The 25,389-nt window shown below is 60.0% G+C and carries 30 protein-coding genes; 8 read left to right on the top strand and 22 right to left on the bottom strand.

The window, feature by feature from the left end:
• Positions 1-15 precede the first annotated feature (15 nt).
• The 3 genes from PG5_RS17165 to PG5_RS17155 all read right to left on the bottom strand — a co-directional run bounded on the left by PG5_RS17165 (position 16) and on the right by PG5_RS17155 (position 3,050).
• Complete coding sequence (locus tag PG5_RS17165; protein WP_033044295.1) at positions 16-1,362, bottom strand: sensor domain-containing diguanylate cyclase; 1,347 nt, start codon at positions 1,360-1,362, stop codon at positions 16-18.
• Positions 1,363-1,461: 99 nt separating this feature from the next.
• Positions 1,462-2,100 (bottom strand): LysE family translocator, encoded by a 639-nt coding sequence (locus tag PG5_RS17160; RefSeq protein WP_020798394.1) that lies wholly within the window; start codon positions 2,098-2,100, stop codon positions 1,462-1,464.
• Complete coding sequence (locus PG5_RS17155) at positions 2,097-3,050, bottom strand: LysR family transcriptional regulator (protein WP_042955465.1); 954 nt, start codon at positions 3,048-3,050, stop codon at positions 2,097-2,099. Before PG5_RS17155 ends, PG5_RS17160 begins: the two co-directional genes overlap by 4 nt.
• Positions 3,051-3,127: 77 nt before the next feature.
• Between PG5_RS17155 and PG5_RS17150 the strand changes: the two genes are divergently transcribed.
• The 3 genes from PG5_RS17150 (at position 3,128) to PG5_RS17145 (ending at position 4,953) form a co-directional block, all read left to right on the top strand.
• Complete coding sequence (locus PG5_RS17150; protein WP_020798392.1) at positions 3,128-3,616, top strand: DMT family transporter; 489 nt, start codon at positions 3,128-3,130, stop codon at positions 3,614-3,616.
• Positions 3,617-3,635: 19 nt separating this feature from the next.
• The gene (locus tag PG5_RS34220) at positions 3,636-3,854 is read left to right on the top strand and encodes a hypothetical protein (RefSeq protein WP_020798391.1); all 219 of its coding nucleotides are present in this window, start codon (positions 3,636-3,638) and stop codon (positions 3,852-3,854) included.
• Positions 3,855-3,933: 79 nt separating this feature from the next.
• Positions 3,934-4,953: a DUF4917 family protein gene (locus PG5_RS17145; protein WP_042955463.1), complete on the top strand. Its 1,020-nt coding sequence runs from the start codon at positions 3,934-3,936 to the stop codon at positions 4,951-4,953.
• A 97-nt stretch (positions 4,954-5,050) separates the two neighbouring features.
• On the opposite strand, the gene PG5_RS17140 is transcribed toward PG5_RS17145, so the two are convergent.
• Entirely contained in the window at positions 5,051-5,593 is a 543-nt protein-coding gene (locus PG5_RS17140) for a helix-turn-helix domain-containing protein (protein ID WP_020798388.1), read from the bottom strand.
• A gap of 112 nt (positions 5,594-5,705) precedes the next feature.
• Between PG5_RS17140 and PG5_RS17135 the strand changes: the two genes are divergently transcribed.
• Both PG5_RS17135 and PG5_RS17130 read left to right on the top strand, forming a co-directional pair.
• Entirely contained in the window at positions 5,706-6,488 is a 783-nt protein-coding gene (locus PG5_RS17135) for an aldolase (protein ID WP_020798387.1), read from the top strand.
• Positions 6,489-6,519: 31 nt separating this feature from the next.
• Complete coding sequence (locus PG5_RS17130) at positions 6,520-7,407, top strand: dihydrodipicolinate synthase family protein (RefSeq protein ID WP_020798386.1); 888 nt, start codon at positions 6,520-6,522, stop codon at positions 7,405-7,407.
• Between the two features lie 132 nt (positions 7,408-7,539).
• Here PG5_RS17130 and PG5_RS17125 read toward each other — a convergent pair whose 3' ends face one another.
• The 3 genes from PG5_RS17125 to PG5_RS17115 all read right to left on the bottom strand — a co-directional run bounded on the left by PG5_RS17125 (position 7,540) and on the right by PG5_RS17115 (position 8,919).
• Complete coding sequence (locus tag PG5_RS17125; RefSeq protein ID WP_020798385.1) at positions 7,540-7,884, bottom strand: YegP family protein; 345 nt, start codon at positions 7,882-7,884, stop codon at positions 7,540-7,542.
• A 139-nt stretch (positions 7,885-8,023) separates the two neighbouring features.
• Positions 8,024-8,323: a ribbon-helix-helix domain-containing protein gene (locus tag PG5_RS17120; RefSeq protein WP_020798384.1), complete on the bottom strand. Its 300-nt coding sequence runs from the start codon at positions 8,321-8,323 to the stop codon at positions 8,024-8,026.
• A 14-nt stretch (positions 8,324-8,337) separates the two neighbouring features.
• Positions 8,338-8,919, bottom strand: a complete 582-nt coding sequence (locus PG5_RS17115) for a DJ-1/PfpI family protein (protein WP_020798383.1) — start codon at positions 8,917-8,919, stop codon at positions 8,338-8,340.
• Positions 8,920-9,210: 291 nt separating this feature from the next.
• On the opposite strand from PG5_RS17115, the gene PG5_RS17110 reads away from it, so the two are divergent.
• Positions 9,211-10,101 (top strand): DMT family transporter, encoded by an 891-nt coding sequence (locus tag PG5_RS17110; RefSeq protein ID WP_020798382.1) that lies wholly within the window; start codon positions 9,211-9,213, stop codon positions 10,099-10,101.
• A gap of 12 nt (positions 10,102-10,113) precedes the next feature.
• On the opposite strand, the gene PG5_RS17105 is transcribed toward PG5_RS17110, so the two are convergent.
• The 4 genes from PG5_RS17105 to PG5_RS34215 form a co-directional block, all read right to left on the bottom strand.
• The gene (locus PG5_RS17105; RefSeq protein WP_042955461.1) at positions 10,114-11,328 is read right to left on the bottom strand and encodes an SAM-dependent methyltransferase; all 1,215 of its coding nucleotides are present in this window, start codon (positions 11,326-11,328) and stop codon (positions 10,114-10,116) included.
• Between the two features lie 132 nt (positions 11,329-11,460).
• Entirely contained in the window at positions 11,461-11,823 is a 363-nt protein-coding gene (locus PG5_RS17100) for a hypothetical protein (protein WP_020798380.1), read from the bottom strand.
• 2 nt (positions 11,824-11,825) lie between these two features.
• The gene (locus PG5_RS33590) at positions 11,826-12,104 is read right to left on the bottom strand and encodes an ogr/Delta-like zinc finger family protein (protein WP_080725384.1); all 279 of its coding nucleotides are present in this window, start codon (positions 12,102-12,104) and stop codon (positions 11,826-11,828) included.
• A complete protein-coding gene (locus PG5_RS34215; protein WP_020798379.1) occupies positions 12,101-12,334 on the bottom strand; it encodes a hypothetical protein in 234 nt (77 codons plus the stop codon). Before PG5_RS34215 ends, PG5_RS33590 begins: the two co-directional genes overlap by 4 nt.
• Positions 12,335-12,400: 66 nt before the next feature.
• Here PG5_RS34215 and PG5_RS33585 point away from each other — a divergent pair, with 66 nt between their 5' ends.
• On the top strand, positions 12,401-12,829 hold the full coding sequence (locus PG5_RS33585; RefSeq protein ID WP_080725385.1) for a helix-turn-helix domain-containing protein: 429 nt from the start codon (positions 12,401-12,403) through the stop codon (positions 12,827-12,829).
• Positions 12,830-12,907: 78 nt separating this feature from the next.
• Here PG5_RS33585 and PG5_RS17090 read toward each other — a convergent pair whose 3' ends face one another.
• The 5 genes from PG5_RS17090 to PG5_RS17070 form a co-directional block, all read right to left on the bottom strand.
• A complete protein-coding gene (locus tag PG5_RS17090) occupies positions 12,908-13,264 on the bottom strand; it encodes a putative holin (protein ID WP_020798376.1) in 357 nt (118 codons plus the stop codon).
• Positions 13,251-13,553: a helix-turn-helix domain-containing protein gene (locus PG5_RS17085; RefSeq protein WP_033044472.1), complete on the bottom strand. Its 303-nt coding sequence runs from the start codon at positions 13,551-13,553 to the stop codon at positions 13,251-13,253. The genes PG5_RS17090 and PG5_RS17085 overlap by 14 nt, the downstream gene beginning before the upstream one ends.
• A gap of 135 nt (positions 13,554-13,688) precedes the next feature.
• Positions 13,689-14,306, bottom strand: coding sequence for a TPM domain-containing protein (locus PG5_RS17080; protein ID WP_042955459.1), 618 nt, complete (start codon positions 14,304-14,306; stop codon positions 13,689-13,691).
• A 43-nt stretch (positions 14,307-14,349) separates the two neighbouring features.
• On the bottom strand, positions 14,350-15,102 hold the full coding sequence (locus PG5_RS17075; protein WP_020798374.1) for a YgcG family protein: 753 nt from the start codon (positions 15,100-15,102) through the stop codon (positions 14,350-14,352).
• Between the two features lie 122 nt (positions 15,103-15,224).
• Positions 15,225-15,830 (bottom strand): LemA family protein, encoded by a 606-nt coding sequence (locus tag PG5_RS17070; protein ID WP_020798373.1) that lies wholly within the window; start codon positions 15,828-15,830, stop codon positions 15,225-15,227.
• Between the two features lie 247 nt (positions 15,831-16,077).
• Between PG5_RS17070 and bglX the strand changes: the two genes are divergently transcribed.
• Positions 16,078-18,369: a beta-glucosidase BglX gene (gene bglX / locus PG5_RS17065; protein ID WP_020798372.1), complete on the top strand. Its 2,292-nt coding sequence runs from the start codon at positions 16,078-16,080 to the stop codon at positions 18,367-18,369.
• Positions 18,370-18,502: 133 nt separating this feature from the next.
• Here bglX and PG5_RS17060 read toward each other — a convergent pair whose 3' ends face one another.
• The 6 genes from PG5_RS17060 to PG5_RS17035 all read right to left on the bottom strand — a co-directional run bounded on the left by PG5_RS17060 (position 18,503) and on the right by PG5_RS17035 (position 25,300).
• Positions 18,503-19,660 carry a phosphatidylserine/phosphatidylglycerophosphate/cardiolipin synthase family protein gene (locus tag PG5_RS17060; RefSeq protein ID WP_020798371.1) on the bottom strand — a complete coding sequence of 386 codons (1,158 nt, stop codon included), beginning with the start codon at positions 19,658-19,660 and terminating at the stop codon, positions 18,503-18,505.
• 1 nt (position 19,661) lies between these two features.
• Positions 19,662-20,252, bottom strand: a complete 591-nt coding sequence (locus tag PG5_RS17055) for a YceI family protein (protein WP_020798370.1) — start codon at positions 20,250-20,252, stop codon at positions 19,662-19,664.
• A 177-nt stretch (positions 20,253-20,429) separates the two neighbouring features.
• On the bottom strand, positions 20,430-21,200 hold the full coding sequence (locus PG5_RS17050) for an IclR family transcriptional regulator (RefSeq protein WP_020798369.1): 771 nt from the start codon (positions 21,198-21,200) through the stop codon (positions 20,430-20,432).
• Between the two features lie 87 nt (positions 21,201-21,287).
• A complete protein-coding gene (locus PG5_RS17045) occupies positions 21,288-22,730 on the bottom strand; it encodes an amidase (protein ID WP_020798368.1) in 1,443 nt (480 codons plus the stop codon).
• A gap of 2 nt (positions 22,731-22,732) precedes the next feature.
• Positions 22,733-24,043 carry a citrate-proton symporter gene (locus tag PG5_RS17040; protein ID WP_020798367.1) on the bottom strand — a complete coding sequence of 437 codons (1,311 nt, stop codon included), beginning with the start codon at positions 24,041-24,043 and terminating at the stop codon, positions 22,733-22,735.
• 81 nt (positions 24,044-24,124) lie between these two features.
• The gene (locus tag PG5_RS17035) at positions 24,125-25,300 is read right to left on the bottom strand and encodes a M20 aminoacylase family protein (RefSeq protein ID WP_020798366.1); all 1,176 of its coding nucleotides are present in this window, start codon (positions 25,298-25,300) and stop codon (positions 24,125-24,127) included.
• Positions 25,301-25,389: the final 89 nt, after the last annotated feature.

The raw sequence follows: 25,389 nt of genomic DNA, 5'->3' as shown, positions 1-25,389 counted from the left end.
ACGGTGGCGATAATGTCAAACGAGCCGCAGGTGTTGCTCGCGCTTGGCGCTGTACATCGCCTCGTCGGCGTGCCTGAACAGCTGCTTTTCTTCAGTGCCGTGTTCGGGGTATTGGGCGACGCCGATGCTTGGCTGGATATGCAAGCTGTGTCCGTCCAGGCGCATGGGCGCAGACAGTACCTGGCGAATTTTCCCGGCCACACAGTCGGCATCCCCCGAGGCGTGGATGCTGTGCAGCAACACCACGAATTCGTCACCGCCAATACGCGCCACCGTGTCGGTTTCGCGCACGCAGCCCTTGAGCCGATTGGCCACGGTTTGCAGCAACATGTCGCCGACCGCGTGACCGTGGGTGTCGTTGACTTGTTTGAAGCGGTCAAGATCGACGTACAACAGGGCCATGCGTCCACGCTCCTCCAGCGCCGACGCCAAGGCCAGCTTCAGTCGGTCCCGTAGCAGTTCGCGGTTGGGCAGCTGGGTCAACTGGTCGTACTGGGCCATGTGCTGCAGGCGCGTGTGCAATTGCTTGCGCTCGATCGCCGTCGCGACTTGCGCGCAAACGTATTGCAGCAACTCCTTGTCCTGTTCGGTGTAGCGCTCGTCGCCCGGCTTGCTTTTGACGATCAGGGCACCAATCGTGCCGTTTTGCGAGCTCAGCGGTACACCCAGCCAGCACGGCGAATGCTGCCCGCTCACCAGCGACTCGAACTCCAAGGGCAGGTCGCTCTGGTCCGGCGTCAGCAGGATCGGCAGGCCGCTGTGGACGACCTCTGCGCAAAGGCGTGCAGTGATGGCCCCGGGCTGTTCGGGATGCGGTTCGTGGTCGTCGACGTGATAGGGAAAGTTCAGCTGCGCACACTGCTCGTCATACAGCGCCACGGAAAAATTCAACGCCGGTAGCCATTCGCCGATGATCAGATGGATACGCTTGAACAACGCCAGCAAGTCTTCCGCGGCATGTGCCGCTTCGGAAATCGCATACAACGCCGCTTGTCGGGATTCGGCCAGCTTGCGCTCGGTAATGTCGCGGGCCACGGCGATGCGCAGCTGGTCGACCTCCGACCAACGCGCCGACCACAGGATATTGACCACCCGGCCGTCCTTGCGCAGGTAGCGGTTTTCGAAATTCAGCTTGGGTTCGCCGCCCATGATTTCCCGCGCGGCGTCGAGGGTGCGCTGGCGATCGGCCGGGTGCACCAGATCGATCATTGGCTGGCCGATCAGTTCGTCGGGGGTATAGCCGAAAATGCGCTCGCACGCCGCGCTGACAAATACGAAGCGGCCTTGTTTGTCGACCGCGCAAACGGCGTCCAGCAGGAGGTCAATGTAGCTCGCCAACGGCGTGGAGTTTGTGCTGGTCATGGTGCCGTGATTTTGTCCGGACATTGCAGCCATTGGAAACCCTCCCTGACCGGTCAGGCGCCTGAGCGCCGACGGTACAACCGACGCATCCCTTCAATCTCACGCCTTGTTCGTCACCAGCCCCGGCAGTGCATGCGCCAGGGCGTTGATGGCGAAACCGATGAACATCAGCCCGCATAACCGGGTGATAGCCAGTTCATGGCGTTGATACAAGGTGCGCACCCGCCGCGCGCCAACGATGCCGATGAGGATAGCGTAGGCCAGCAGGCCGCCAACGAAGCTCAAGACGATCAGCCATGGCAACATCGACCAGGTCAGCAACTCTGCCCGGCTGGACAATAGCGCAGTGAAGGTGGCCACTGCCACCGGGTAAGCTTTCGGATTGGTCAGGCCGAACAGAATGCCGTGCCAGAATGGCTGCCGCGCAGGCCCCTGCGGCGCCTCGCCCACCCGCTGGCGCGCGCGCACCGCACGCCAGCCGAGCCAGAACAGGTAGAGCCCGCTGAGCACGCCCAGTACATCGAAGGCCGTGCTGCCGATTTCCCGCGCACCGACAATCGCTATCAATGCGGTACTGCACCAGACCACGTCCCCCAACAAATGCCCGCAGAGAAACCCCGCCCCCGCCCGCCTTCCGTGGGCGGCGCCGATGCCGAACACCGCCAATACCCCAGGCCCTGGCGTGATGCCATAGATGAAGCCCGAGGCGAGAACGGCCATTAGCAGGGAGGGAGTCATGGGAAGTCCTTTTGCGCTGTTTGGGTGAATGGGCGCCAGTCTATATCAGCTGAGGCTCGCTCTATTTGCGCATTCAACCAATTCAACGCCTGGTCACTGCCCCGGCGTTTGTGCCAGGCCAGGACAAAGGTGAACGACGGGATATCAAACGGCGGCGGCACGATAATCAATGACTGCTCGTCGATATCGCGCAAGGCACGAGAGGCGACGGTGAGGATCAGGTCGGTGCCGCTGATCAACTGCGGGGCGACGCTCCAGTGCGGCAGGCTGACGGCGACTCGACGACGCTCGCGCAGGCGGGTCAAGGCGCGCTCGATTTCCGGGGTACCGCTGCCACGCATTTCCAACAAGACGTGGGGGCGGCTCAAATAGGTGCGAAGCTCGAGCACGCTCGCGTCAGCCAGGCTGTTGCGGTCCAGCAGGCAGACATAGTGCTCTTCGAACAACGGCGTGCTGCGCAACTCATTGGGCATTTCCGGAAACACCCCGGCGGCTGCATCGATTTCACCATTGAGCACCCCTTCGAGCATGCCTTCACGGCTGGCGTGGCTGATCTGCAGGTCGATGCCGGGCGCTTCACGACGCAGCGTGCGAATCAATTCCGGCAGGACGATAGCGGCGCCATAGTCAGACATCGCCAGGCGAAAAGTGCGTTTGGCCGTGGCCGGATCAAAGGCATTCGGTGCCAGCAGCGATTGCACCTGGGCCAACACTTCACCCAGCGGAGCCATCACCTCCAGCGCTCGTGGAGTCGGCACCAGGCTTGCGCCAGCGCGCACCAGCAACGGATCACCGAGCAGATCGCGCAAGCGTGCCAGGGCATGGCTGACAGCAGGCTGGCTCAGGTGCAGGCGCTCGGCCGCACGGGTCACGTGTTGCTCGCTGAGCAAGGCGTCGAGGATCACCAGCAGGTTGAGATCAATGCGCCGCAGATCATTCATCTGATGCATGTTCTGGATAGCAAAACGGAATTTAAATCTGCGCGACGAATGCTCTAGAGTCCAGCAAAACCTGTTGGAGAATGAAAATGAGTACGTTGCATTGGGCGAGTCTGTTGCTGCTTGCCGCGTTCGCCGGTGCGGTGGTGCCGTTTCAGAGCGCAATCAATGTCAATCTGGGACGCGGCCTGGGTCATCCATTATGGGCGACCCTCGCTTCATTGATGGTGAGCATCCTGGTGCTGTTGCCGATCATGCTGGCGATGCGCTTGCCATTGCCGTCGATGGCGTTCATCGGCAAGGCGCCGCTGTGGATGTGGGCCGGTGGTGCGTTTGGCGTGTGTTTTATTTCACTGGCGCTGGTATTGCTGCCCAAGCTTGGCGCTTCGGGATTCATGGCGTTGGCGTTGGCGGGGCAAGTGGTGGCCTCGCTGGTGCTGGACCACTTTGGGTGGTTTGGGTTGGAGGAGCGGCTAATCACCTTGCCGCGATTGGCTGGGGCAATGTTGTTGATCGGCGGTGTGGTGTTGATTCAGTTTGGGGCCATGCCGGCCAAGTCTTTGGCGGCTGCGGGTTGAAGCTGTTACCGAGCGTTCAATGTTGATTGCCAGTCAGTCTTCGCGAGCAGGCTCGCTCCCACAGGGGAATGCATTGCTATCTGCAGGCGCTGCAGGATTCAGTAACCGTCAGAACTTGTCGAGCGTGCGCAGCTTCTGCGGCAAGTCCACAACAGCGCCGGTCGGCGGTGCTTATGCGATGACGCTGAGCGGATTCGTCCATCAACTGACGGCTGCCGCGATTGGCGCGATGATCTGAGTGATGCAGACCAGGCTCAGTGCTCGACCATGATAAAGTCGCCGCCCATCAGACCTTTTGCTTCGAGATGAACACCGCAATGACCGATTTCCAGGATGTCGACGCCCAACTTGAAGACTGGAACGTCTTGCGCAGCGGCGCTGCGTTCGACGGTTTGCTGGTGGGTAATGGGGCCAGCCGTGCGGTGTGGGATGACTTCGGTTACGACTCGCTGTTCGAAAACGCCCGCACCGTCGAAGAAAAACCTCTCAGCCCATCCGAGTTGAGTGTGTTCGATGCGCTGCAGACACGCAGCTTCGAACAGGTACTCAGCGCTTTGAAAACCACCAGCCGGGTCAACAAGGCCCTGGCCGTCAGCTCTGCCGCACCGCGTAATCGTTACTACGCGATCAAGGAAGCGCTGATCAACACCGTGCACGCCGTCCACATCCCGTGGCGGTTGGTCGAAGCCTCGAGCCTGGCGACCATCGGTGAGGAACTGGGCCGTTATCGTACAGTGTTCACCACTAACTACGACTTGCTCAATTACTGGGCGATCCAGCAGCAACCCGAGGCGATCACCGATCTGTTCCAGGGGTCAGAACCTGTCTTCGACCTGAGCGTTACCGCCACCGACAAGACCCGTTTGCTGTACTTGCACGGCGGTCTGCACCTGGTGCGCAACCAGGACGGAACGGCGCGCAAATTGATGTCGACCGAAGGCACGTTGCTGGGCAATTTCGCCATCAACAACACGATCAAGACCCTCGACGATGTACCGTTGTTCATCAATGAAGGGCCGAGCGCAGACAAGCTCAAGACCATCCGCAGTTCCGATTACCTGTCGTTCTGCTACGAACAGTTACTCGGCCATGGCGGCGGGTTGTGTATTTTCGGGCATGCCTTGGGCGAGCAGGACAGTCACATCGTGCACGCCTTGCGCGTGGCGAAACCGAAGAGAGTGGCCATCTCGATTTACCCGCGCAGCAAGGCGTTCATCCAGCACCAGAAGCGGCATTACGCGAAGCTGTTCGAGGGGACTGGGGTTGAGTTGCAGTTTTTTGATTCCAAGACCCATGCGCTGGGCAGCCCGAAGCTAGCGGTTCCAGTGGAAGTTTAGTTGTTTGAGCTGATGCCTTCGCGAGCAGGCTCGCTCCCACAATGGAATGCATTCCTCCTGTGGGAGCGAGCCTGCTCGCGAAGCTTTTGAAGTCAACTCATTCCTCGCGGCTATGCACCACCACCAGCAACTGCGCCTGCACCTCGCCCACCGAGCGGATCCGGTGCGGTTTCTGCGAGTTGAAGTGCAGCGCATCGCCACGACCGAGCAGCACTCGCTCGTTCACAAAATCCACCTCCACCTGCCCTTCGTGGACAAACAGGAACTCTTCCCCAAGGTGCTCCTTGAAGGTTCTGTCGGTGAACTCGGTGGGCGGGTAGATGATGAATGGCAACAAGCTGCGTTCGCTGACCTGACGGGCCAGTACCGCGTAGCCTGGATTGTCGTCGCTGGCACCCAGTGACTGACGCTCATGGCTGCGTACCAGGCTGTAGCTGTCGAGGCTCACCTTGTCTTCGGAAAACAGCTCCTCGACCTTCACGTTCAGTGCCTTGGCCAGCTTCAATGCGGCCGCAATCGACGGCGTGTTCAGGCCGCGTTCGACTTTCGACAGATAACTCTTGGTCATGCCGGATTTTTCCGCCAGAGCCTCAAGGGTTACGCCAAGTTTTTTTCTCAATAATTTCAAACGGATAGACATGTAGAACGATTAATCCATCGAGGATGGTGACGAATTGTCCTTGCTTATGACACAAAGTGTCATATAGCATCTTTAGTGTCATATGCATGACCCAGCCAACGAGGACACCGACATGGCCGAGACTTTAGCACTGCCCAAAGATCAGTTGGTCAAGCAAGCGCTGAACCAGATGCAAAACACCCTTGTGGATAATACGTGGACCGATCGGCAAAAGCTGGCCCTGACCTGCCGCATTCTGTTCGAGAATGGCCACGACTCTGGCCTGGCCGGGCAAATCACCGCCCGCGGCCCGCAGCCTGGCACCTATTACACTCAACAACTGGGCCTGGGTTTCGACGAAATCACTGCGGGTAACCTGTTGCTGGTCAACGAAGACCTGCAAGTGCTCGAAGGCCACGGCATGCCGAACCCGGCCAACCGCTTCCACAGCTGGGTGTACCGCGCCCGGCCAGATGTGAACTGCATCATTCACACCCACCCGACTCACGTCGCAGCGTTGTCGATGCTGGAAGTGCCGCTGCAGATCTCCCACATGGACCTCTGCCCGCTCTATGACGACTGCGCGTTTCTCGAAGGCTGGCCTGGCGTACCGGTGGGCAATGAAGAAGGCGAATTGATTGCCGGCGCCTTGGGCGACAAGCGCGCGATCCTGCTTTCCCACCACGGCCAGTTGTCCACCGGCACCACCATCGAGGAGGCCTGTGTGATTGCCCAACTGATCGAACGCGCCGCCAGGTTGCAGCTGCTGGCGATGAGCGCCGGAACCATCAAGCCGATCATCCCCGAACTGGGCCGTGAAGCCCATGACTGGATTGCCCGGCCCAAGCGCCATGCCGCCGCCTTTAACTACTACGCCCGGCAGAACCTGCGTCGACACGCCGATTGCCTGAACTGAACCCCAGAGCTCATTTGAACGGAGAGACACCATGCCCAGCGCAAACATTCACGGCATCATTGGCTACACCATCACCCCCTTCACCGCCAACGGCGAGGGCGTAGACCTGGAGGCGCTCGGACGCTCCATCGACCGCTTGATCGACGGCGGTGTGCATTCGATCGCACCGCTGGGCAGCACCGGCGAAGGCGCTTACCTGAGTGACGCCGAATGGGACCAGGTCGCCGAGTTCAGCATCAAGCATGTGGCCAAGCGTGTGCCGACCATCGTCAGCGTGTCTGACCTGACCACCGCCAAAGCGGTGCGTCGCGCCCGCTTCGCCGAAGCCCATGGCGCCGACGTGGTGATGGTGCTGCCGACGTCCTACTGGAAACTCAGCGAAGCGCAAATCCTCGCGCATTACCGCGCCATCGGCGACAGCATCGGCGTGCCGATCATGCTCTATAACAACCCGGCCACCAGCGGCACCGACATGTCGGTGGAGCTGATCCTGCGTATCGTCAAGGGCGTGGAAAACGTGACAATGGTCAAGGAGAGCACCGGTGACATCCAGCGCATGCATCAACTGTATCGCTTGGGCGAAGGCCAGGTACCCTTCTACAACGGTTGCAACCCCCTGGCGCTGGAAGCCTTCGCAGCCGGGGCAAAAGGCTGGTGTACAGCAGCGCCGAACCTGATCCCGCAACTCAATCTCGACCTGTACGACGCCGTGCTGGCCAACGACCTGAACAAGGCTCGTGAACTGTTCTATCGCCAGTTGCCGTTGCTGGACTTCATTCTCAAGGGTGGTTTGCCGGCGACGATCAAGGCCGGCTTACGGGCTACCGGGCTGGAGGTGGGTGATCCGCGGTTGCCGGTGTTTCCGTTGGACGGAGCAGGTCTGAGCCAGTTGCAAGGCCTGCTAAAAGCCCTGCGCTGATCGCTCAGCCATACGCATAACCCCATGTGGGAGCGAGCCTGCTCGCGATGGCGGCGTGTCAGTCAACATCTTGCTGACTGTTAAACCGCATTCGCGAGCAGGCTCGCTCCCACAGGGGATTTGTGTTGAGTTTTAGAGCACCGGCAAGGTCTTGTCCTTGATCACCTTGGTCGGGCCGTTCGCCTTTACACTGGCGATGCCTTTGTCCAGCGCGGATGCAGAGGAATAGGCTTCGCTGCTGCCAATAATCTCGTGGTTGCCCGCCTTGAGGTTGAAATAAGGATGGCCATCCTTGGTAGTTTTCTTCTCGTAGCGCTCATCCAGCGGACTGTTGGCTTGGACTGACGCGATGCCTTTGTCGGCCGCGGCGCGGGTGGTGTACAACTCGCTGGTCAGAATGGTTTCGGCGTTCGCCGCCTTCAAGACGAACCTGAACTGACCGCTGCTGCTCTTGCTCACTTCGTACCATCCAGACATGCTCTTTCTCCTTGGCGAATGAGGGATTGCGCGCTTCAGAGTAAAGACCACCGGAACAACAAGATCAAAAGATCGCAGCCTTCGGCAGCTCCTACATCGATCCCTGTAGGAGCTGCCGAAGGCTGCGATCTTTTGATTTTCACGCCGTTCGCACCACACTCATCTGAGGAGGAGCAATCCGCCGCTGACTCAAATACCGCGTACAACTCACCCGCAGGAACGAGGCGAAATTGACCACCTCGCCACGGTAGTCCATGACCTCCTCATACAGCTTGGCAATCAGCTGATTGGTGGTCATACCGTCGCTCTCGGCGATTTCGCTGAGGATGTCCCAGAACTGATTCTCCAGCCGCAAGGTGGTGACCACCCCGCAAATGCGCAGCGAGCGGGAGCGCGATTCGTAGAGAATCGGATCGGCCTTGACGTAGAGCTCGCACATGGACGGGTCCTTTGTTACAGCGTGATTTTAGTGCCCAGCAAACCGAGAAAACCGGCGAGCCAGCTCGGGTGGGCAGGCCAGGCCGGTGCCGTCGCCAGATTGCCTTGAACATGGCCGTCCGTCACCGGGATATCGATAAACGTACCGCCCGCCAGGCGCACTTCTGGCGCACAGGCCGGGTAAGCGCTGCACTCACGCCCCTCAAGAATCCCGGCGGCGGCCAACAATTGCGCACCGTGGCACACGGCGGCGATCGGCTTGCCGGCCTTGTCGAAATCGCGCACCAGCTCCAACACTTTTTCATTCAGGCGCAAGTACTCTGGTGCACGACCACCGGGTATCAGCACGGCGTCGTAATCCGCCGCATTGACCTTGGCGAAATCGAAGTTCAGGGCAAACAGGTGACCGGGTTTTTCGCTGTAGGTCTGGTCGCCTTCGAAGTCATGGATAGCGGTGCGCACGGTCTGGCCGGCGCTCTTGTCCGGGCAAACGGCATGCACCGTGTGACCGACCATCAGCAGGGCCTGGAACGGCACCATCACTTCATAGTCTTCGACGTAATCGCCGACCAGCATCAGAATTTTTTTCGCGGCCATGGGGAGGACTCCTCTGGGAAATGCTTGGCATGCAGGAGTATTCAAGGTAGTCCTTATCCGTGGGGGTGGGTAATAACCTGCTACTACGCCGATCACTTGGTAGGAGCTGCCGCAGGCTGCGATCTTTTGACCTTGATCTTAAAAACAAGATCAAAAGATCGCAGCCTGCGGCAGCTCCTACGTTGGGAGCTTCGCGCCCAACTGTACGGATAACTCTGCGCCCAGCTGTAACAGCGCGCTACCTTGGGTTTATGGCTAGATAACAGCACCTATTAAATTCTGGTTGCCATCATGTCCACCCGCGAAAACACCGGCATGGCCCTGGGCCTGCTTGGCGTTGTGATCTTCAGTCTTACCCTGCCCTTCACGCGCATCGTCGTGCAAGAGATGCATCCACTGCTCAATGGCCTGGGCCGGGCACTGTTTGCGGCTGTTCCCGCGGCGTTGCTGTTGTTGTGGCGGCGTGAGAAATGGCCAACCTGGAAGCAAGTCAAAGGCCTGACGCTGGTGATTGCCGGGGTGATCCTCGGTTTTCCGGTCCTATCGGCCTGGGCCATGCAAACCTTGCCGGCGTCCCATGGCGCACTGGTCAATGGCTTGCAGCCACTGTGTGTGGCGCTGTACGCCGCGTGGTTGTCCCACGAACGCCCGTCGAAAGCCTTCTGGGCCTGCGCCGCGCTGGGCAGTGCACTGGTGCTCGGTTATGCGCTGATCAGCGGGGCCGGCAGCATTCAGGCGGGCGACCTGTTGATGCTCGGCGCAATTGCGGTGGGTGGCCTGGGGTACGCCGAGGGTGGCCGATTGGCCAAGGAAATGGGCGGCTGGCAAGTGATCTGCTGGGCACTGGTGCTGTCGACCCCGCTGTTGATCGGGCCGGTGCTTTACCTTGGGTTGCAACATCAGGGCGAGATTTCGGCCAAGACCTGGTGGGCCTTCGGCTACGTCTCGCTGTTTTCGCAATTCATCGGGTTCTTCGCCTGGTATGCCGGGCTGGCCATTGGTGGCATTGCCCGGGTCAGCCAAATCCAGCTGCTGCAGATTTTCTTCACCATCGGCTTTTCCGCGCTGTTTTTTGGCGAGCACGTCGAACCGATTACGTGGCTGTTTGCCGGCGGGGTGATCCTGACCGTCGTGCTGGGACGCAAGACGGCGGTCAAGCCCGCACGCATTGTCACGGCGTAAATCGAACGGCTTTCAGAGGTAACCGTCAGCCCGCAACAGGGTTTCCAGGCAGTGCTCGGTAATGTGGTAGAACGTCTTGAGTTCCTGGATCTTCGCCAACAGCTGGGCCGGATCACCCGGTTCGGCACGCTTGACCGCCAGGATCATCTTGTTCTTGTTGGTGTGGTCCAGCGAGATGAACTCGAACACCTTGGTCTCGTAACCGCAGGCTTCGAGGAACAGCGCACGCAAGCTGTCGGTGACCATTTCCGCCTGCTGTCCCAGGTGCAAGCCGTACTGCAGCATCGGCTTGAGCAATGCCGGGCTCTGGATTTGCAGGCGAATCTGTTTGTGACAGCACGGCGAACACATGATGATCGAGGCACCGGAACGAATGCCGGTGTGAATCGCATAATCCGTGGCGATGTCGCAGGCATGCAACGCGATCATCACATCCAGCTCGCTCGGCGCCACGCTGCGTACATCACCGCACTTGAAGACCAGCCCGGGGTGCTCGAGCTTTGCCGCGGCGGCGTTGCACAGGGTGACCATGTCTTCACGCAACTCGACACCCGTCACTTGCGCCTCGGCCTTCAGGGTGTTGCGCAGATAGTCATGGATCGCAAACGTCAGGTAACCCTTGCCGGAGCCGAAGTCTGCCACGCGAACCGGGCTATCCAGAGCCAGTGGCGACGAGGTCAGCGCATGACTGAAAACCTCGATGAACTTGTTGATCTGCTTCCACTTGCGCGACATCGCAGGAATTAATTCATGCTGCTTGTTGGTGACGCCCAAGTCGGCGAGAAACGGCCGGTTTAAATCGAGAAAGCGGTTTTTCTCACGGTTGTGCCCGGCGGATGGCACTTCACGTAATTGCTGGGGTTTGCTCTTGAACAGCGAAGATTTGCCCTTTTTGCTGTATTCGAGCTGGGCTTCATCAGTTAATGACAACAAATGCGCATTCTTGAACGATGCCGGCAACAAGTCTTTGATGAGGGCTACACCTTCGGCCAATGGCAGGTTCTTGGTGATGTCGCGGGTCTTGTATCGATAGACGAAGGACAGGCAAGCCTGCGCCTTGACCGTCACCGGCTTGATGATGATGCGCTGCAAGTCCGCTTCATCGCCAGCGTACTTGGCCAACACCAACTTGATGAAGGCGTTCTGCTCCAGGCTCGATTGCAGCAGGTCGATGAATTGGGCGTGATGGTCCGGCGCGAGGCTGGCGGGGGTGGCGGTGACGGACATGGAAAAAACGGCCTCGGGCAGAGCAAATCGGAGAATGCCCGGTATTTTAGGGGGGATGCGGGTTTTGGGCACGGGGTTATTTTTCGCAGGCCCGGTCATCCCCCCCAGACCTGCAGTGTAATGGCCGATACCTCAGGGCTCCACCAGCCGAAGTTTGCGATTGCTCGGTGAATTGATCACATGCCTGACGATCAATCCCACCGGTACGGCCCATGTCATGCCGTTGGCCGGATCAGTGATGACAGCGACGGTTTCGGAGCTGGCACCGATGTCCAGGCGTCGTCGATCGTTGCAGGACTTGAGTTCCCCATAGGCGTGGCTGACCAGCCGCTCCGCCAGGTGCATCGGCACATCAATCCCTTGCAAGTGCTTCACGGCACGACAGAACAGCACCTGGTCATCAACGACCGCATCGCTTTCATGGCGGGCCAAAAACCCCTGGGCAATGGTCAACAATTGCTCGTTCAGATCCTCGTCTTCAACGATTGCGCCCATGTTCATGACTCCACAGGCGCCGACGTCGTCGGCTCAATTGGCGCAACAGGCCGGGCGGCGTGCCGCAAATCGGGTCCGGCGAAAGGCAGGCGTACGGCAGGATTGGGCATGCCACTGGGAGAGAGCTCGTGAGTCATTTCGAACTCGGCCCGAACCGACCAGCCGCAGGCTTCCGACGTGCATTGCAAGTAGGCCACCCGCAGGAAAATATGTCGGCCCTCGCTGGTGCGGATTCGCATGCGGCTCAAGCAATGCGGGCACACCATTTTGTAAGTACTCATGCTTGGGTCCCGCTGTTCATCGGGTGGTAATCAACATAATCAAACGCAATACTGCTGCGAGCGAGGATCGCTGCAACCTGGCGCTGCAAATAACGCTTACCTGATAAAAGAAAGTGCAACGGAAAACGGTGCAATGGGCAAGAACCAAACATGTAGGAAATCACCCTGCTACCATTAGGAATTTTCGACATCACATTTATCTGACTCATAGTTGAAAATTGATTACTCATTTTAGAATACTCATTGCGCATACATTAAGCACTCAAAAAGCATGTGTCAAAAGGTAGAGGCTCAAATTGCGTAGCAAAAAATCTCAGACTGTTTTAGCCCGCCTAAAACAAATTACTGGCACAAAAAGTGATGCCTCCCTGTCTTCTGCGCTGAAAGTCAGTCCGCAAACCCTCAGCAGCTGGAAAGGTCGAGACAGTACACCGTACTCATTATGCGTAGAAATTGCCCAGGCCCGCGGTATTTCACTTGACTGGTTGTTGCTTGGCGAAGGACCGGTCTTGCGGCTAAGCACTGCTGGCAATGCCTCAGAACAAACCCAGGAAACAATCACACGGGAAAATACAATTCTCGCGATGTGGCGATTGCTCAATGAAGAAGATCGCAACGCCATACAACATGCCCTGGAGGAAAAACGCCGCCTGCGTGAAATGGAACTCAAACTTTCAGAGATGGCGTCTATCCTGTCGACACTTCAACAGCTGCGCGAAACATAATGTTATACGCGCTTTACTTGAAGACGCGTAAGACGGGCAATATTGCCAGGACACTTGACCATGCAGTATTAACATCCATCAGCGTCGCCCTTTAAAGCGCTCAATAATTTCGCCCAGGCCAGCACCATCGACCCACTGCATGACCTTGATGCTGATAGGAATAATGATCAGCGCGCACAGAAATGCCGTTACCCCCGCAGTCAGGAAAGGCGCCAGCGGCAGCGCAACGGGGGTAAATAGATAACCGACGCCGGCCGATAGCACCCAGGAACCGATACGCTGCCAGGCCTTGAAGTCAACGCGAGTGGAAGTGACCAGCCACGCCCCAAGCGAAGCACCAAATAGCGCTTCGCCATCAATCGCGGGCAGCGTCGCGATGCCCAACCCCAACAGGAGCCCACTGATGCTGTTGTAAGCCGAATCAGTCCAGTTCATGGAGACCTCGCTCATCGACGTCGTCGATGACAATAACTCCCGACTCTATGGCTTTGAGCAAGGCGGCATGACGGGACCTGACAGCAAACTTTCGGCGAATGTTGAAAAAGTGAAAATTTATCGTGGTGGGTGAGCAATTCTGGATCCTGGCAATCTCCCAGGAAGTCTTGCCCTTGTAACACCATATTAAGGCTTGTATTTCTTTCGCTGTCAGATGGACCGGCGATACATCTCTCCCGCCTTTGGGGGCGGCACCGGCAAAAGAGTCGAGCGGTAGATACGTTGACATAAACACTCCCTCTGCGTCAGAACACCCATCACAGGGCGTTCGCTATTGGAGGGAGATGTTGAAGACTGAACAGTAGCCAAACAACTTGCCGCAGTTGTACCGGCAAGCATTACAAAGGTGTTCGCATAACCAGCCCTAGCCGAGCACGACCAGTCGATTTGGCAGCTCGTTACGCTCATGCGTCACCGGAACATGCACCCTGAGCAACTCGCCGCATGCCTCGACGCAGGTGACAAAGCCCTGCAACGTCTGGCCCTGGCGCACCTGCCGGGTAAACGCCGCGACAATCGCATCCCAATGGCTGTTGTCCAGCCGACTGGAAATACCTTCATCCACCAGGATTTCCACATAGCGCTCGGCTTCAGAGACAAAAATCAGGATTCCGGTACTGCCCGCCGTGTGGTGCAGGTTCTGTTCCAGGAATTGCCGGCGCGCCAGGTTCGAGGCGCGCCAGTGACGCACCGAACGTGGAACCAGGTACGTGGTGATTTTCGGTATGCGCAATACCAGGCACAGCACGATGAAGGTGATCCATTGCACCAGCAGCAGGCTGTGCAAGGTCAGCCAACCGCTCAGGTAATGCACAATCCCCGGCAGCACCAGTGCCAGCAGGCTGGCCCAGAGCAGCGGGATGTACACATAATCGTCGGCGCGGGCCGCGAGTACGGTGACCAGTTCGGCGTCGGTATCGCGCTCGACCCGGGCAATCGCCTCGGCGACCTTGCGTTGTTCGTGTTCAGTCAGTAATGCCATGTCGTTAAATGCCTGCTCGCTATTGTTTTTTTTTGCTGTGTCATCACCAGCCGCCCGACGAACCGCCGCCACCGAAACTGCCCCCTCCACCACTGAAGCCTCCACCGCCACCGCCGCCGAAACCACCGCCACCAAAACCGCCACCGGAACCACCGGAGCCACCGCGACCGGCCGGAAGGATACCGAGCATCTGGAAAACGAATACTGTCAGGATGAACAACAACACCAGGAATACGAACAGCCCCGGATGCCGCGACATGAAATCATCGCCCGGATCGCCGCTGGACTCGTAGACAGTCGAGGGTTCGTCCAGGGGATTGCCGCCCAGTACCACCAGCATCGCTGCCACCCCGTCGCTGATGCCTTTGCTGTAGTTGCCAGCCTTGAACGCCGGGGTGATGACCTGATGGATGATCACCGAACTCTGGGCGTCCGTCAGGCGATCTTCCAGGCCATAACCGACTTCGATGCGCAGTTTGCGCTCATCACGGGCAACAATCAGCAGTGCGCCGTTGTTCTTGTCTTTCTGGCCGATCCCCCAGTAACGGCCCAGTTGATAGCCGAAGTCGGCGATGTCGGTGCCCTGCAAGTCCGGCAACGTCACGACCACGAGCTGCTCACCGGTGACTTTTTCATGGGCCTGCAACTGCTGAACCAGTTGCTCGCGCACTGAAGGTTCGATCATCTGGGCGTTATCCACTACCCGCCCGGTCAGCTCCGGGAACTTCAATTGGGCCTGGACCGCCAGGGCAAACACCCCCAGCAACAGCACCAGGCCGATCTTCAACGCTCGCATTGGCAACCTCATCGATCCAACCGTAGGAGCTGCCGCAGGCTGCGATCTTGTGATCTTGATCTTGAGAAGCAAAGTCAAAAGATCGCAGCCTGCGGCAGCTCCTACAGGGTTATTCATCCAGATCAGAATTTGACTTCCGGCGGCTTCTCCGACCCCGGCGTGGCCTCGAAGGTCTCGCGTTCCGGCAGACTGCTGTACAGCACGCTGTGCCACAGGCGACCGGGGAACGTGCGGATCTCGGTGTTGTATTTCTGCACCGCCAGGATGAAATCGCGCCGGGCCACGCTGATCCGGTTCTCGGTGCCTTCAAGCTGCGATTGCAAGGCCAGGAAGTTCTGGTTGGCCTTCAGGTCCGGATAGCGCTCGGACACCACCATCAGGCGGCTCAAGGCGCCACTGAGTTGATCCTGGGCCTGTTGGTACTGCTTGAGCTTTTCCGGGTTGTCGAGTGTGGAGGCATCGACCTGGATCGAGGTGGCCTTGGCCCTGGCTTCGATCACGGCCGTCAGGGTTTCCTTCTCATGCGCGGCGTAGCCCTTCACGGTTTCCACCAGGTTGGGAATCAGGTCGGCACGGCGCTGATACTGGTTCTGCACCTGGCCCCAGGCCGCCTTGGCCTGTTCATCGAGGGTCGGTATGTTGTTGATGCCGCAGGCGGTCAGCAACGTGGCCAGCATGAGCAAGGTGGCGACCTGCAGCCTCGACCGGTAGGACTGTCGAACATTCATCAGGGTGGTACTCCCTTCACATTTCATGGGAAAAACAACCGGCGACCCTCTCGGCCGGCTCTTGGGGCATAATCGGCCGCGCCACTGGATTGCATCCGGGCAATGGGCTAAAAGATGCCCTGCGCAAAAAACGCATCGGGCATTCGGCTGCCGCTTTTCCAGGCTGCCCCCGAACAACAATAGTCGCTCCCTAAATTTTGGCTGGCCGGCATTTACATCGCCGCTTGGGCCCTTGAGAAAACTATTCATGAAGAAGCTGTGTTTGCTGGGCCTGTTCGTCAGCCTGGCCAGTCATGACGCACTGGCCGCCACGACGCCCGCACCCCTGGAGAACAAGGACGCTTTCGTCAGTAACCTGATGAAGCAGATGACCCTCGATGAAAAAATCGGCCAGTTGCGCCTGATCAGCATCGGCCCGGAAATGCCCCGGGAGTTGATTCGCAAGGAAATCGCGGCAGGCAACATCGGCGGTACGTTCAACTCGATCACCCGCCCGGAAAACCGTCCGATGCAGGACGCGGCCATGCGCAGCCGCCTGAAGATCCCGATGTTCTTCGCCTACGACGTGATCCACGGCCACCGCACCATTTTCCCGATCCCGCTGGCCCTGGCCTCGAGCTGGGACATGGACGCCATCGGCCTGTCCGGGCGCATTGCCGCCAAGGAAGCCGCGGCCGATAGCCTCGACATCACCTTCGCGCCCATGGTCGACATCTCCCGCGACCCGCGCTGGGGCCGTACTTCCGAGGGCTTCGGCGAGGACACTTACCTGGTGTCACGCATTGCCGGGGTGATGGTCAAGGCGTTCCAGGGCACGGGCGCGAACGCTGCCGACAGCATCATGGCCAGCGTCAAGCACTTCGCCCTCTATGGCGCAGTCGAAGGCGGTCGCGACTACAACGTGGTCGACATGAGCCCGGTCAAGATGTACCAGGACTACCTGCCGCCTTACCGCGCCGCGATTGACGCCGGCGCTGGCGGGGTCATGGTCGCGCTGAACTCGGTCAATGGCGTGCCGGCCACCGCCAACACCTGGCTGATGAACGACCTGTTGCGCAAGGAATGGGGCTTCAAGGGCCTGGCGGTCAGCGATCACGGAGCGATTTTCGAGCTGATCAAGCATGGTGTCGCTCGCGATGGTCGTGAGGCGGCGAAGCTGGCGATCAAGGCCGGCATCCACATGAGCATGAACGACACCCTGTACGGCAAGGAACTGCCGGGGCTGCTCAAGGCCGGCGAGATCCAGCAGAGCGACATCGACAACGCCGTGCGTGCGGTGCTGGACGCCAAGTACGACATGGGCCTGTTCAAGGACCCGTACCTGCGCATCGGCAAGGCCGAGGACGATCCGGCCGACACCTACGCCGACAGCCGTCTGCACCGTGCCGAGGCCCGAGATGTGGCCCGTCGCAGCCTGGTGTTGCTGAAGAACCAGAACGAAACCCTGCCGCTGAAGAAAACCGCGAAAATCGCCCTGGTCGGCCCGCTCGCCAAGGCGCCGATCGACATGATGGGCAGTTGGGCCGCCGCCGGTCGCCCTGCGCAATCGGTGACCCTGTTCGACGGCATGACTAACGCCCTGGGTGATAAATCGACACTGATCTACGCCCGTGGCGCCAACATCACCAGCGATCCGAAAATCCTCGGCTACCTGAACTTCCTGAACTTTGACGCGCCGGAAGTGGTGGATGACCCGCGTCCGACCAATGTGCTGATCGACGAAGCGGTGAAAGCCGCCAAGGATGCCGATGTTGTCGTTGCCGCCGTCGGCGAGTCCCGTGGCATGTCCCACGAATCGTCGAGCCGCACCGATCTGAACATCCCGGAAAATCAGCGCGAGCTGATCCGTGCCCTGAAGGCCACCGGCAAACCACTGGTGCTGGTGCTGATGAACGGCCGCCCGCTGTCGATTCTTGAAGAGAAGGAACAGGCTGACGCGATCCTGGAAACCTGGTTCAGCGGCACCGAGGGCGGCAACGCCATCGCCGACGTGTTGTTCGGCGACTACAACCCGTCGGGCAAACTGCCGATCACCATCCCGCGCTCGGTAGGCCAGATTCCGACCTACTACAACCACCTGACCATTGGCCGGCCGTTCACTCCGGGCAAACCGGGCAATTACACCTCGCAATATTTCGATGACACCACCGGGCCCCTTTACCCGTTCGGCTACGGCCTGAGCTACACCGATTTCAGCCTGTCGGATATGGCGCTGTCGTCGACCACCCTGAACAAGACCGGCAAGCTCGACGCCAGCATCACGGTGAAAAACACCGGCAAGCGTGACGGCGAAACCGTGGTGCAGCTGTATATCCAGGACGAAACCGGTTCGATGATCCGCCCGATCAAGGAGCTGAAGAACTTCCAGAAAGTCATGCTCAAGGCCGGTGAGCAGAAAGTCGTGCACTTCACCATCACCGAGGATGACCTGAAGTTTTACAACACCCAGCTCAAGTACGCAGCGGAGCCGGGCAAGTTCAACGTGCAGATCGGCCTGGACTCCCAGGACGTGACGCAGCAGAGCTTCGAATTGCTCTAACCCCTGAAGCAACACAAAACCACTGTGGGAGCGGGCTTGCTCGCGAAGACGGACTGTCAAACGACGATGATGTCGACTGACAGACCGTCTTCGCGAGCAAGCCCGCTCCCACATTTGGTTTGTGGTGAAACGACTATCCCCGTCGATCCAGCAGATTCACCACCAGCCGGTCCACCCACCCCCAAGCCCGCTGCTTGATCCGCTTCCACAGCGGTCGGCGTTGCCATGCCTCCAGGCTGACTTCCTGGCTTAGCGAGAAGTCCTTCACAAAGCTCGCCACCACGTCACGGGTCAATCCAGGGTCCAGCGCTTCAAGATTGGCTTCCAGGTTGAAACGCAAATTCCAGTGGTCGAAATTGCACGAGCCGATGCTCACCCAGTCATCGATCAGGACCATTTTCAGATGCAGGAAACACGGCTGGTACTCGAAAATCTTCACCCCGGACTTGAGCAGTCGCGGGTAGTAGCGATGCCCGGCGTACCGCACCGACGGGTGATCGGTGCGTGGCCCGGTCAACAGCAGCCGCACATCGACCCCGCGGGAGGCCGCGCGGCGCAGTGAACGGCGGACTTTCCAGGTCGGCAGGAAATACGGGGTCGCCAGCCAGATCCGCTTCTGCCCGCTGTTCAATGCACGAATCAGCGATTGCAGGATGTCTCGGTGCTGGCGGGCGTCGGCATAGGCGACCCGGCCCATGCCCTCGCCCATGGCCGGCACACGGGGCAAGCGCGGAAGACCGAAATGCGAGGCCGGTCGCCAGGCGCGACGATGGCGGTTGGCGATCCATTGGCGATCGAACAGCAATTGCCAGTCGAGCACCAGCGGGCCGGTTATTTCCACCATCACCTCGTGCCACTCGCTGACGTCCTCGTTTGGCGTCCAGAACTCGTCGGTTACACCGGTACCGCCGACCACGGCCATGCTCTGGTCCACCAGCAGCAGCTTGCGGTGATCGCGGTAGAAATTGCCAACCCAGCGCCGCCAGCTCAAGCGATTGTAGAAGCGCAGTTCGACGCCGGCGGCCATGAGTCGATGGCGCAGGGTCAGGGTAAAGGCGAGGCTGCCGTAATCATCGAACAGGCAGCGCACCCGCACACCGCGTTCGGCGGCCTGGACCAGTGCCTGGACCATGGCTTCGGCGCAAGCGCCCGCCTCCACCAGGTACAGTTCCAGCTCGACCTGTTCTTCGGCGCGGGCAATCGCCACCAGCATGCGTGGGAAGAATTGCGGGCCATCGACCAGCAACTCGAAGCGATTGCCTTCACGCCAGGGAAAGATCGGGCCGGCCATGTCAACGCGCCGTGAAGATCAGTACCGCACCCACCGGCACCGACAGACTGATGGCCGACAGGTCGGCAACCTTGCGCAGCGCTTCCAGGCCCGGCGCCAGATCGAAGTCCTGGGCATTGATCACCACCGGCTCCAGCGTCACCACCTGGAAACGCCGGTCATCGAGCCGGGTAGCCAGCAGTTCGGCGTTGTAGGTGTGTTGCTTGCCGTGCAAGTCAACGGTCAGCGGCAGGCGCAATTCCAGTTGCGCACCGGGCGCGAGATCGTTGATCGGCCGCAGATCGATTTGCGTGGTGATCAGCGCTTCGGCAAAGGTCTGGATTTCGAACAGCTCCTTGCGCATGCGTTCGTCGCGCAGGGGAATGCCGCTGTTGACCGATTCGAGCTCGACTTCTACCTCGGCCTTGCCGTTGGGATCGACTTTGCCGTGTAACACCAAAAAGCGCTGCACTTCGGAAACATTGGCGTTTTTGGTGCTGACGAACGACAGCCGCGAGGATTCGCCGTCCAGATACCAGTTAGCCTGGGCCGACAGCGAAGCGCCGGCCAATAGCAGGCAGGCGAGGGTTTGGGTGACAGACCGCTTGAACATAAAAACTCGTGGGGGCAGATAAACCTGTGCTGAACCTTAACTGCCCACGAGCCAATTGCAAACTTGTAGGAGCGAGCATGCTCGCGATGGACTCAAGAGCACCACGTTTATCCTGCAACCCCGCGTTATCGTTAACGACCATCGCGAGCAGGCTCGCTCCTACAGGTTAGGCGTCAATCAAGCCATCGCCTGCTGCACATCGCCAATCGTGGCCGCCAGGCTATTGAGGTGCAGGCTCAACACCCGCTCCACCGGCGCCTGGTCCATCGGCCAGTGCAACGCCATGCTGCCGACCAGCCGACCATCGGTGTGAATCGGCAAGGCCACCGCACGAATCAGGAAGGGCAGGCGCACCGGGTATTCCCAGTAGCCTTCGGTGCGCTGGCCGAAACCTTGCTGCAATGCCTGTTCGGTGGCGCTGAACAGAGATTCGTCGCTCACCCGTTCACGCTCGGCCAGGCGCTCTACCTCATGACGTTCCAGTTCACCGAGGCAGGCCCGTCCCATGGCCGAATGAAACAGGCTGGCATGCTGGCCGACGATCTGGCAGTTGTTCGGATAGCGTTTGCGCAGCACCGAGGGGATCGCACTTTCCATCACCTCCACCCGTTCGCCATCGAAGCACGACAGGTCCGCCACCAAGCCGGTGCGTTCGCATAACTCCAGCAACAGCGGCGCGGCGCTTTCCACCAGCCGCCGCTTGAAGCGTTGCCGACTGTCACCGAACAGGCGCTTGGCACACAAACGGTAGCGCCGGTCGCTCAAGCCGCGATAGATCCAGCCCTGCTCCTGCAACGTCAGCAACATGCGCGACACCGTGGCCTTGGGCAGGCGGGTCAAATAGTGCAACTCCTCCAGGCCCAATGCCTGATGCTCACCCAGCAACTCGACGATCGCCAAAGCGCGCTCGACGGAACGTACGCTGCCGGTTTCTGCCTTGTTTTCCATGGATTCGATATCCCTAAGCCCGGATCGGATGATCGCTGCTCTCTTTTTATTAAAAAGCACAGCAAGATGCGGGCCTGCCCGAAGGTTCTACGCAGTTTGCAGACAACCGGGTGGCCGACGCGTAACCCATTGCGTTAGCTGCTCATGGGCGTAAGCCAGCTGCAAAACCGCAAGGTCAGCCTGGGCCGGGCCAATGATTTGCAGGCCCATCGGCAGTCCGGCCGGGTTGAATCCCACCGGCACGTTCATGCTTGGCAAACCTGCCAGGGTCGGACCTATCACCACTTCCATCCAGCGGTGATAGGTGTCCATATCTTGCCCGCCGACCACCCGCGGCCAAGGGGTTTGTGCATCAAAAGGGAACACTTGGGCGGTGGGCAGCAGCAGGAAATCGTAACGTTCGAACAATTCGTTCAAGGCGCGATACCACTCGCTGCGGCTGACCGAGGCTTGATAGACATCGGCCGCAATCAGGCGCAGGCCACCCTCGATTTCCCACTGGGCTTCGGGCTTGAGTTGTTCGCGCTTGCGCGGGTCGGCATACAACGCGCCGAGACTGCCGTGCACCAGCCAGTGACGGTGCACCAACCAAGTCTGCCACAGGCGTTCCATGGAGAAATCCGGCTGACAGGCTTCGACCTTGCAGCCCAGGCTCGCAAAGTCCTGCAGCGCCGACTCGCACAGGCTCATTACGCCAGGCTCCATCGGCAGATAACCGTTGTAGTCGCCCAGCCAACCCACGCGGACCTCGCCGAAGTCTCGCGCAAGCGACTGATGGAAAACCTGCGGGCACTGAGTCAATGACAATGGCACGCGAGGGTCGTACCCGGCCTGGGTCCCGAGCAAACGCGCGACATCGGTGACGGTGCGGCCCATCGGCCCCTCGGTGGCCAGTTGCTGGACAAACACCTCCGGCTGCGGGCCATGCGGCACGCGGCCCTGGGACGGACGCAAACCAAACACGTTATTGAACGCCGCCGGGTTGCGCAGCGAGCCCATCATGTCACTGCCGTCGGCTACCGGCAGCATGCGCAACGCCAGCGCCACCGCCGCCCCGCCGCTGCTGCCACCGGCAATCAACGTCGGGTCGTAGGCATTGGTGGTGGTACCGAACACGCTGTTGTAGGTCTGCGAGCCGAGGCCGAATTCCGGCACGTTGGACTTGCCGATGATGATCGCGCCGCAATCACGAACCCGCGCCACACTGATGGCGTCGTGCTGTGGAATGTGTTCGGCGAACAGCGTTGATCCCATGCTCGTGCGCAACCCGGCGGTGGCCGCCAGGTCCTTGACCGCTTGCGGCATGCCGTGCATCCAGCCCCGGGACTGGCCCTGGTCCAGTTGCCGGTCGCAGGCATCGGCCTCAGCCAGCAGCTCCTCGGCAGGTCGCAGCGACACCAGCGCATTGACCTGCGGATTGAAGCGCTCGATCTGCGCCAGATAGGCCTGCATCACTTCACGACAGGACACCTGCCGCCCGTGGATAACGCGGGACAATGCATCGGCGTCCATTTCAACAATCGGATTCATGTTCAAGGTTTCACCCCAAGTTCAAGTGCAACGGATCGCTTTGCCCGTGGTGCTTCCTGCATGCAGTAAGTGCCCAACAGCGTCAGCACGCAAGCGAACAACACGTAGAACGAAGGCGCCACCGGTGTCGCCAACACTTTGCTCAGCCAGGTGACGATCAGCGGAGCAAAACCGCCGAACACCATGACCGCAACGTTATAGGCCACCGACACGCCAGTGGAGCGCACTTCAATCGGAAACTGCTCGGCCAGCGCCGTCGGTGCCGGACCAAAGAAGCCGCCAATCGAACTGCACAACAACAGTTGCATCACCAGCAAGCGCTCCACCGAGGGCGCCGCCGCGACCCACACGTACAGCGGATACACCATCAGGAAAAATGCCAGGGTGAAAGCCATCAACACCGGACGGCGACCAAGACGGTCCGACAATGCGCCAGACAGCGGAATCACCACGGTCATCACCGCCACCGCGAGCATTTGCACCAGCAGCACCTGATCCAGCGGCAAACCGAGGTTTTTGTGGGCGAAGGTCGGCATGTTCACCAGCACCACGTAGAACGACACCGTCGCGCCGCACGCCAGGCCCATCGACACCAGGATGGCGCGGCGATGTTCGCGGATCACTTGCAGCAAACCCGGGCTCGCGCCTTTGGCTTGTTTGCGTGCCTCGAGGAATTCTTCCGGTTCCTCCATGTGCTTGCGAATCCACAGGCCGACCGGGCCGATCAACAGGCCGATCATGAACGGAACCCTCCAGCCCCAGCTGTCCAGGGCTTCGGGGGTCAGCAGATGGGTGAACAACGCCACCATCCCTGCCCCGGAAAACACCGCCAGGCATTGCCCCACCAACTGCCACGAACCGTACAACCCCTTGCGGTGCGCTGGCGCGCTTTCCACCAGGAACGCCGTGGCACTGGCGTATTCGCCGCCGGTGGCAAAACCCTGGAGCATCCGCGCCACTACGATCAACAACGGGGCGCCCATGCCGATAGCGGCGTAGTTCGGCGCGAAGGCGATCAGCGCGATCGACACGGTCATCAAGCGGATAATCATCTGCATCGCCGCCTTGCGGCCTTTGCGGTCCGAATACATGCCTAGCAGGATGCCGCCCACGGGGCGCATGAAAAACCCGACGCCGAACGTCGCCAGGGCCATCAGTAACGACGCATATTCGTCTTCGGACGGAAAAAACTGTCGGGCAATGATGCTCGCCAGAAAGCCGTAAACAATGAAGTCATACCATTCCAGCGCGTTGCCGATCACGGCAGCGACCACCTGCCGGGTGCGCGAAACACCTGTGCTCGAAGTGTGCATGGGGAACTCTCCAATAACCTGTTGGGTGATGCCGGGCGCGACTCGACGCGCCCGGTCCAGCGGCAGTAGAAAGTGAAAGGGTCAGGCCGGCTTGAGCCAGCTCTCGGTCAGCGCGCCCCAATACGCAGCCCCGGTCAGCAGGATGTCGTCGTTGAAGTCGTAGGCGGGGTTGTGCACCATCGGCCGCGACACGCCGTTGCCGATGAACAGGTAGGCGCCGGGGCAGCGTTGCAGCATCCAGGCGAAGTCCTCGCTGCCCATCAGTTTTGGGGTGTTGCCATCGACGGCATCGGTACCGACCAGCTCGACGCCGACTTGCCGGGCGAATTCGGTTTCGGCGGCGTGGTTGACCAGTACCGGGTAAGCCGGACGGTGTTCGATTTTCGAACTGCAACCGAAGCTTTGCGCCTGGGATTGGATGATCGCGCGCACTCGGTCGAGGGTCTGCTCACGCACCTGGGCGTTCAGCGCGCGCAGGCTCAGGCGCAGGATCGCCTGCTGGGGGATGACGTTGGCCGCCTCCCCGGCTTGCAATGCACCGACCGTCACCACCGCCGCCTGCTGCGCATCGATGTTGCGCGCGACCACGGTTTGCAGGGCCATGACCACGCTGGCCGCCGCCACCAATGGGTCGACCGCCAGATGCGGCATTGAGCCGTGCCCGCCGACGCCTTCGAGGGTCACGGTGAGCAAATCCTGCGAAGCCATCATCGGCCCTTCGCGAAACCCCAGGTGCCCCGCTGGCAAGCCCGGCATGTTGTGCATGCCGAACAGTGCGTCGCAAGGGAAACGTTCGAGCAGGCCATCGGCGAGCATCGCTTCGGCGCCGCCCTGGCCTTCTTCGGCTGGCTGGAATATCAGGGTCAGCGTGCCATCGAACTGGCGAGTCGCCGCCAGATAGCGCGCCGCGCCCAACAACATCGCGGTGTGTCCATCGTGTCCACAGGCATGCATGCAGCCCTGATGCCGGCTGCTGTAGGCCGCCCCGGTGTTCTCGATGATCGGCAGTGCATCCATGTCGGCCCGTATCCCCAACTTGCGCGGGCTGCTGCCGTTGCGCAGGACGCCGACTACGCCGGTCTTGCCGATACCTGTGTGAACCTCGTAGCCCCACTCTTCGAGAGACCTGGCGACCAGCGCCGAGGTGCGACTTTCCTCGAAACCGAGTTCCGGATGGGCGTGGATATCCTGTCGGGTGGCATGCAGGTCGCTGGCGACGTCGTTGAGCCAGGCAAGGATGTGCTGATGTCGGGTCATGTCGAATGTCCTCGGGCCGGGTGTATTCCCGTTCTTTTTGTTCGCTGTGATTGCGCGACGTATCAACGGCAGGTCGCGTTCGCCACCAG

This window comes from Pseudomonas sp. G5(2012), assembly GCF_000408945.1.
GTDB lineage: Bacteria > Pseudomonadota > Gammaproteobacteria > Pseudomonadales > Pseudomonadaceae > Aquipseudomonas > Aquipseudomonas umsongensis.
This window is presented reverse-complemented; position numbering and strand designations above follow the sequence as displayed.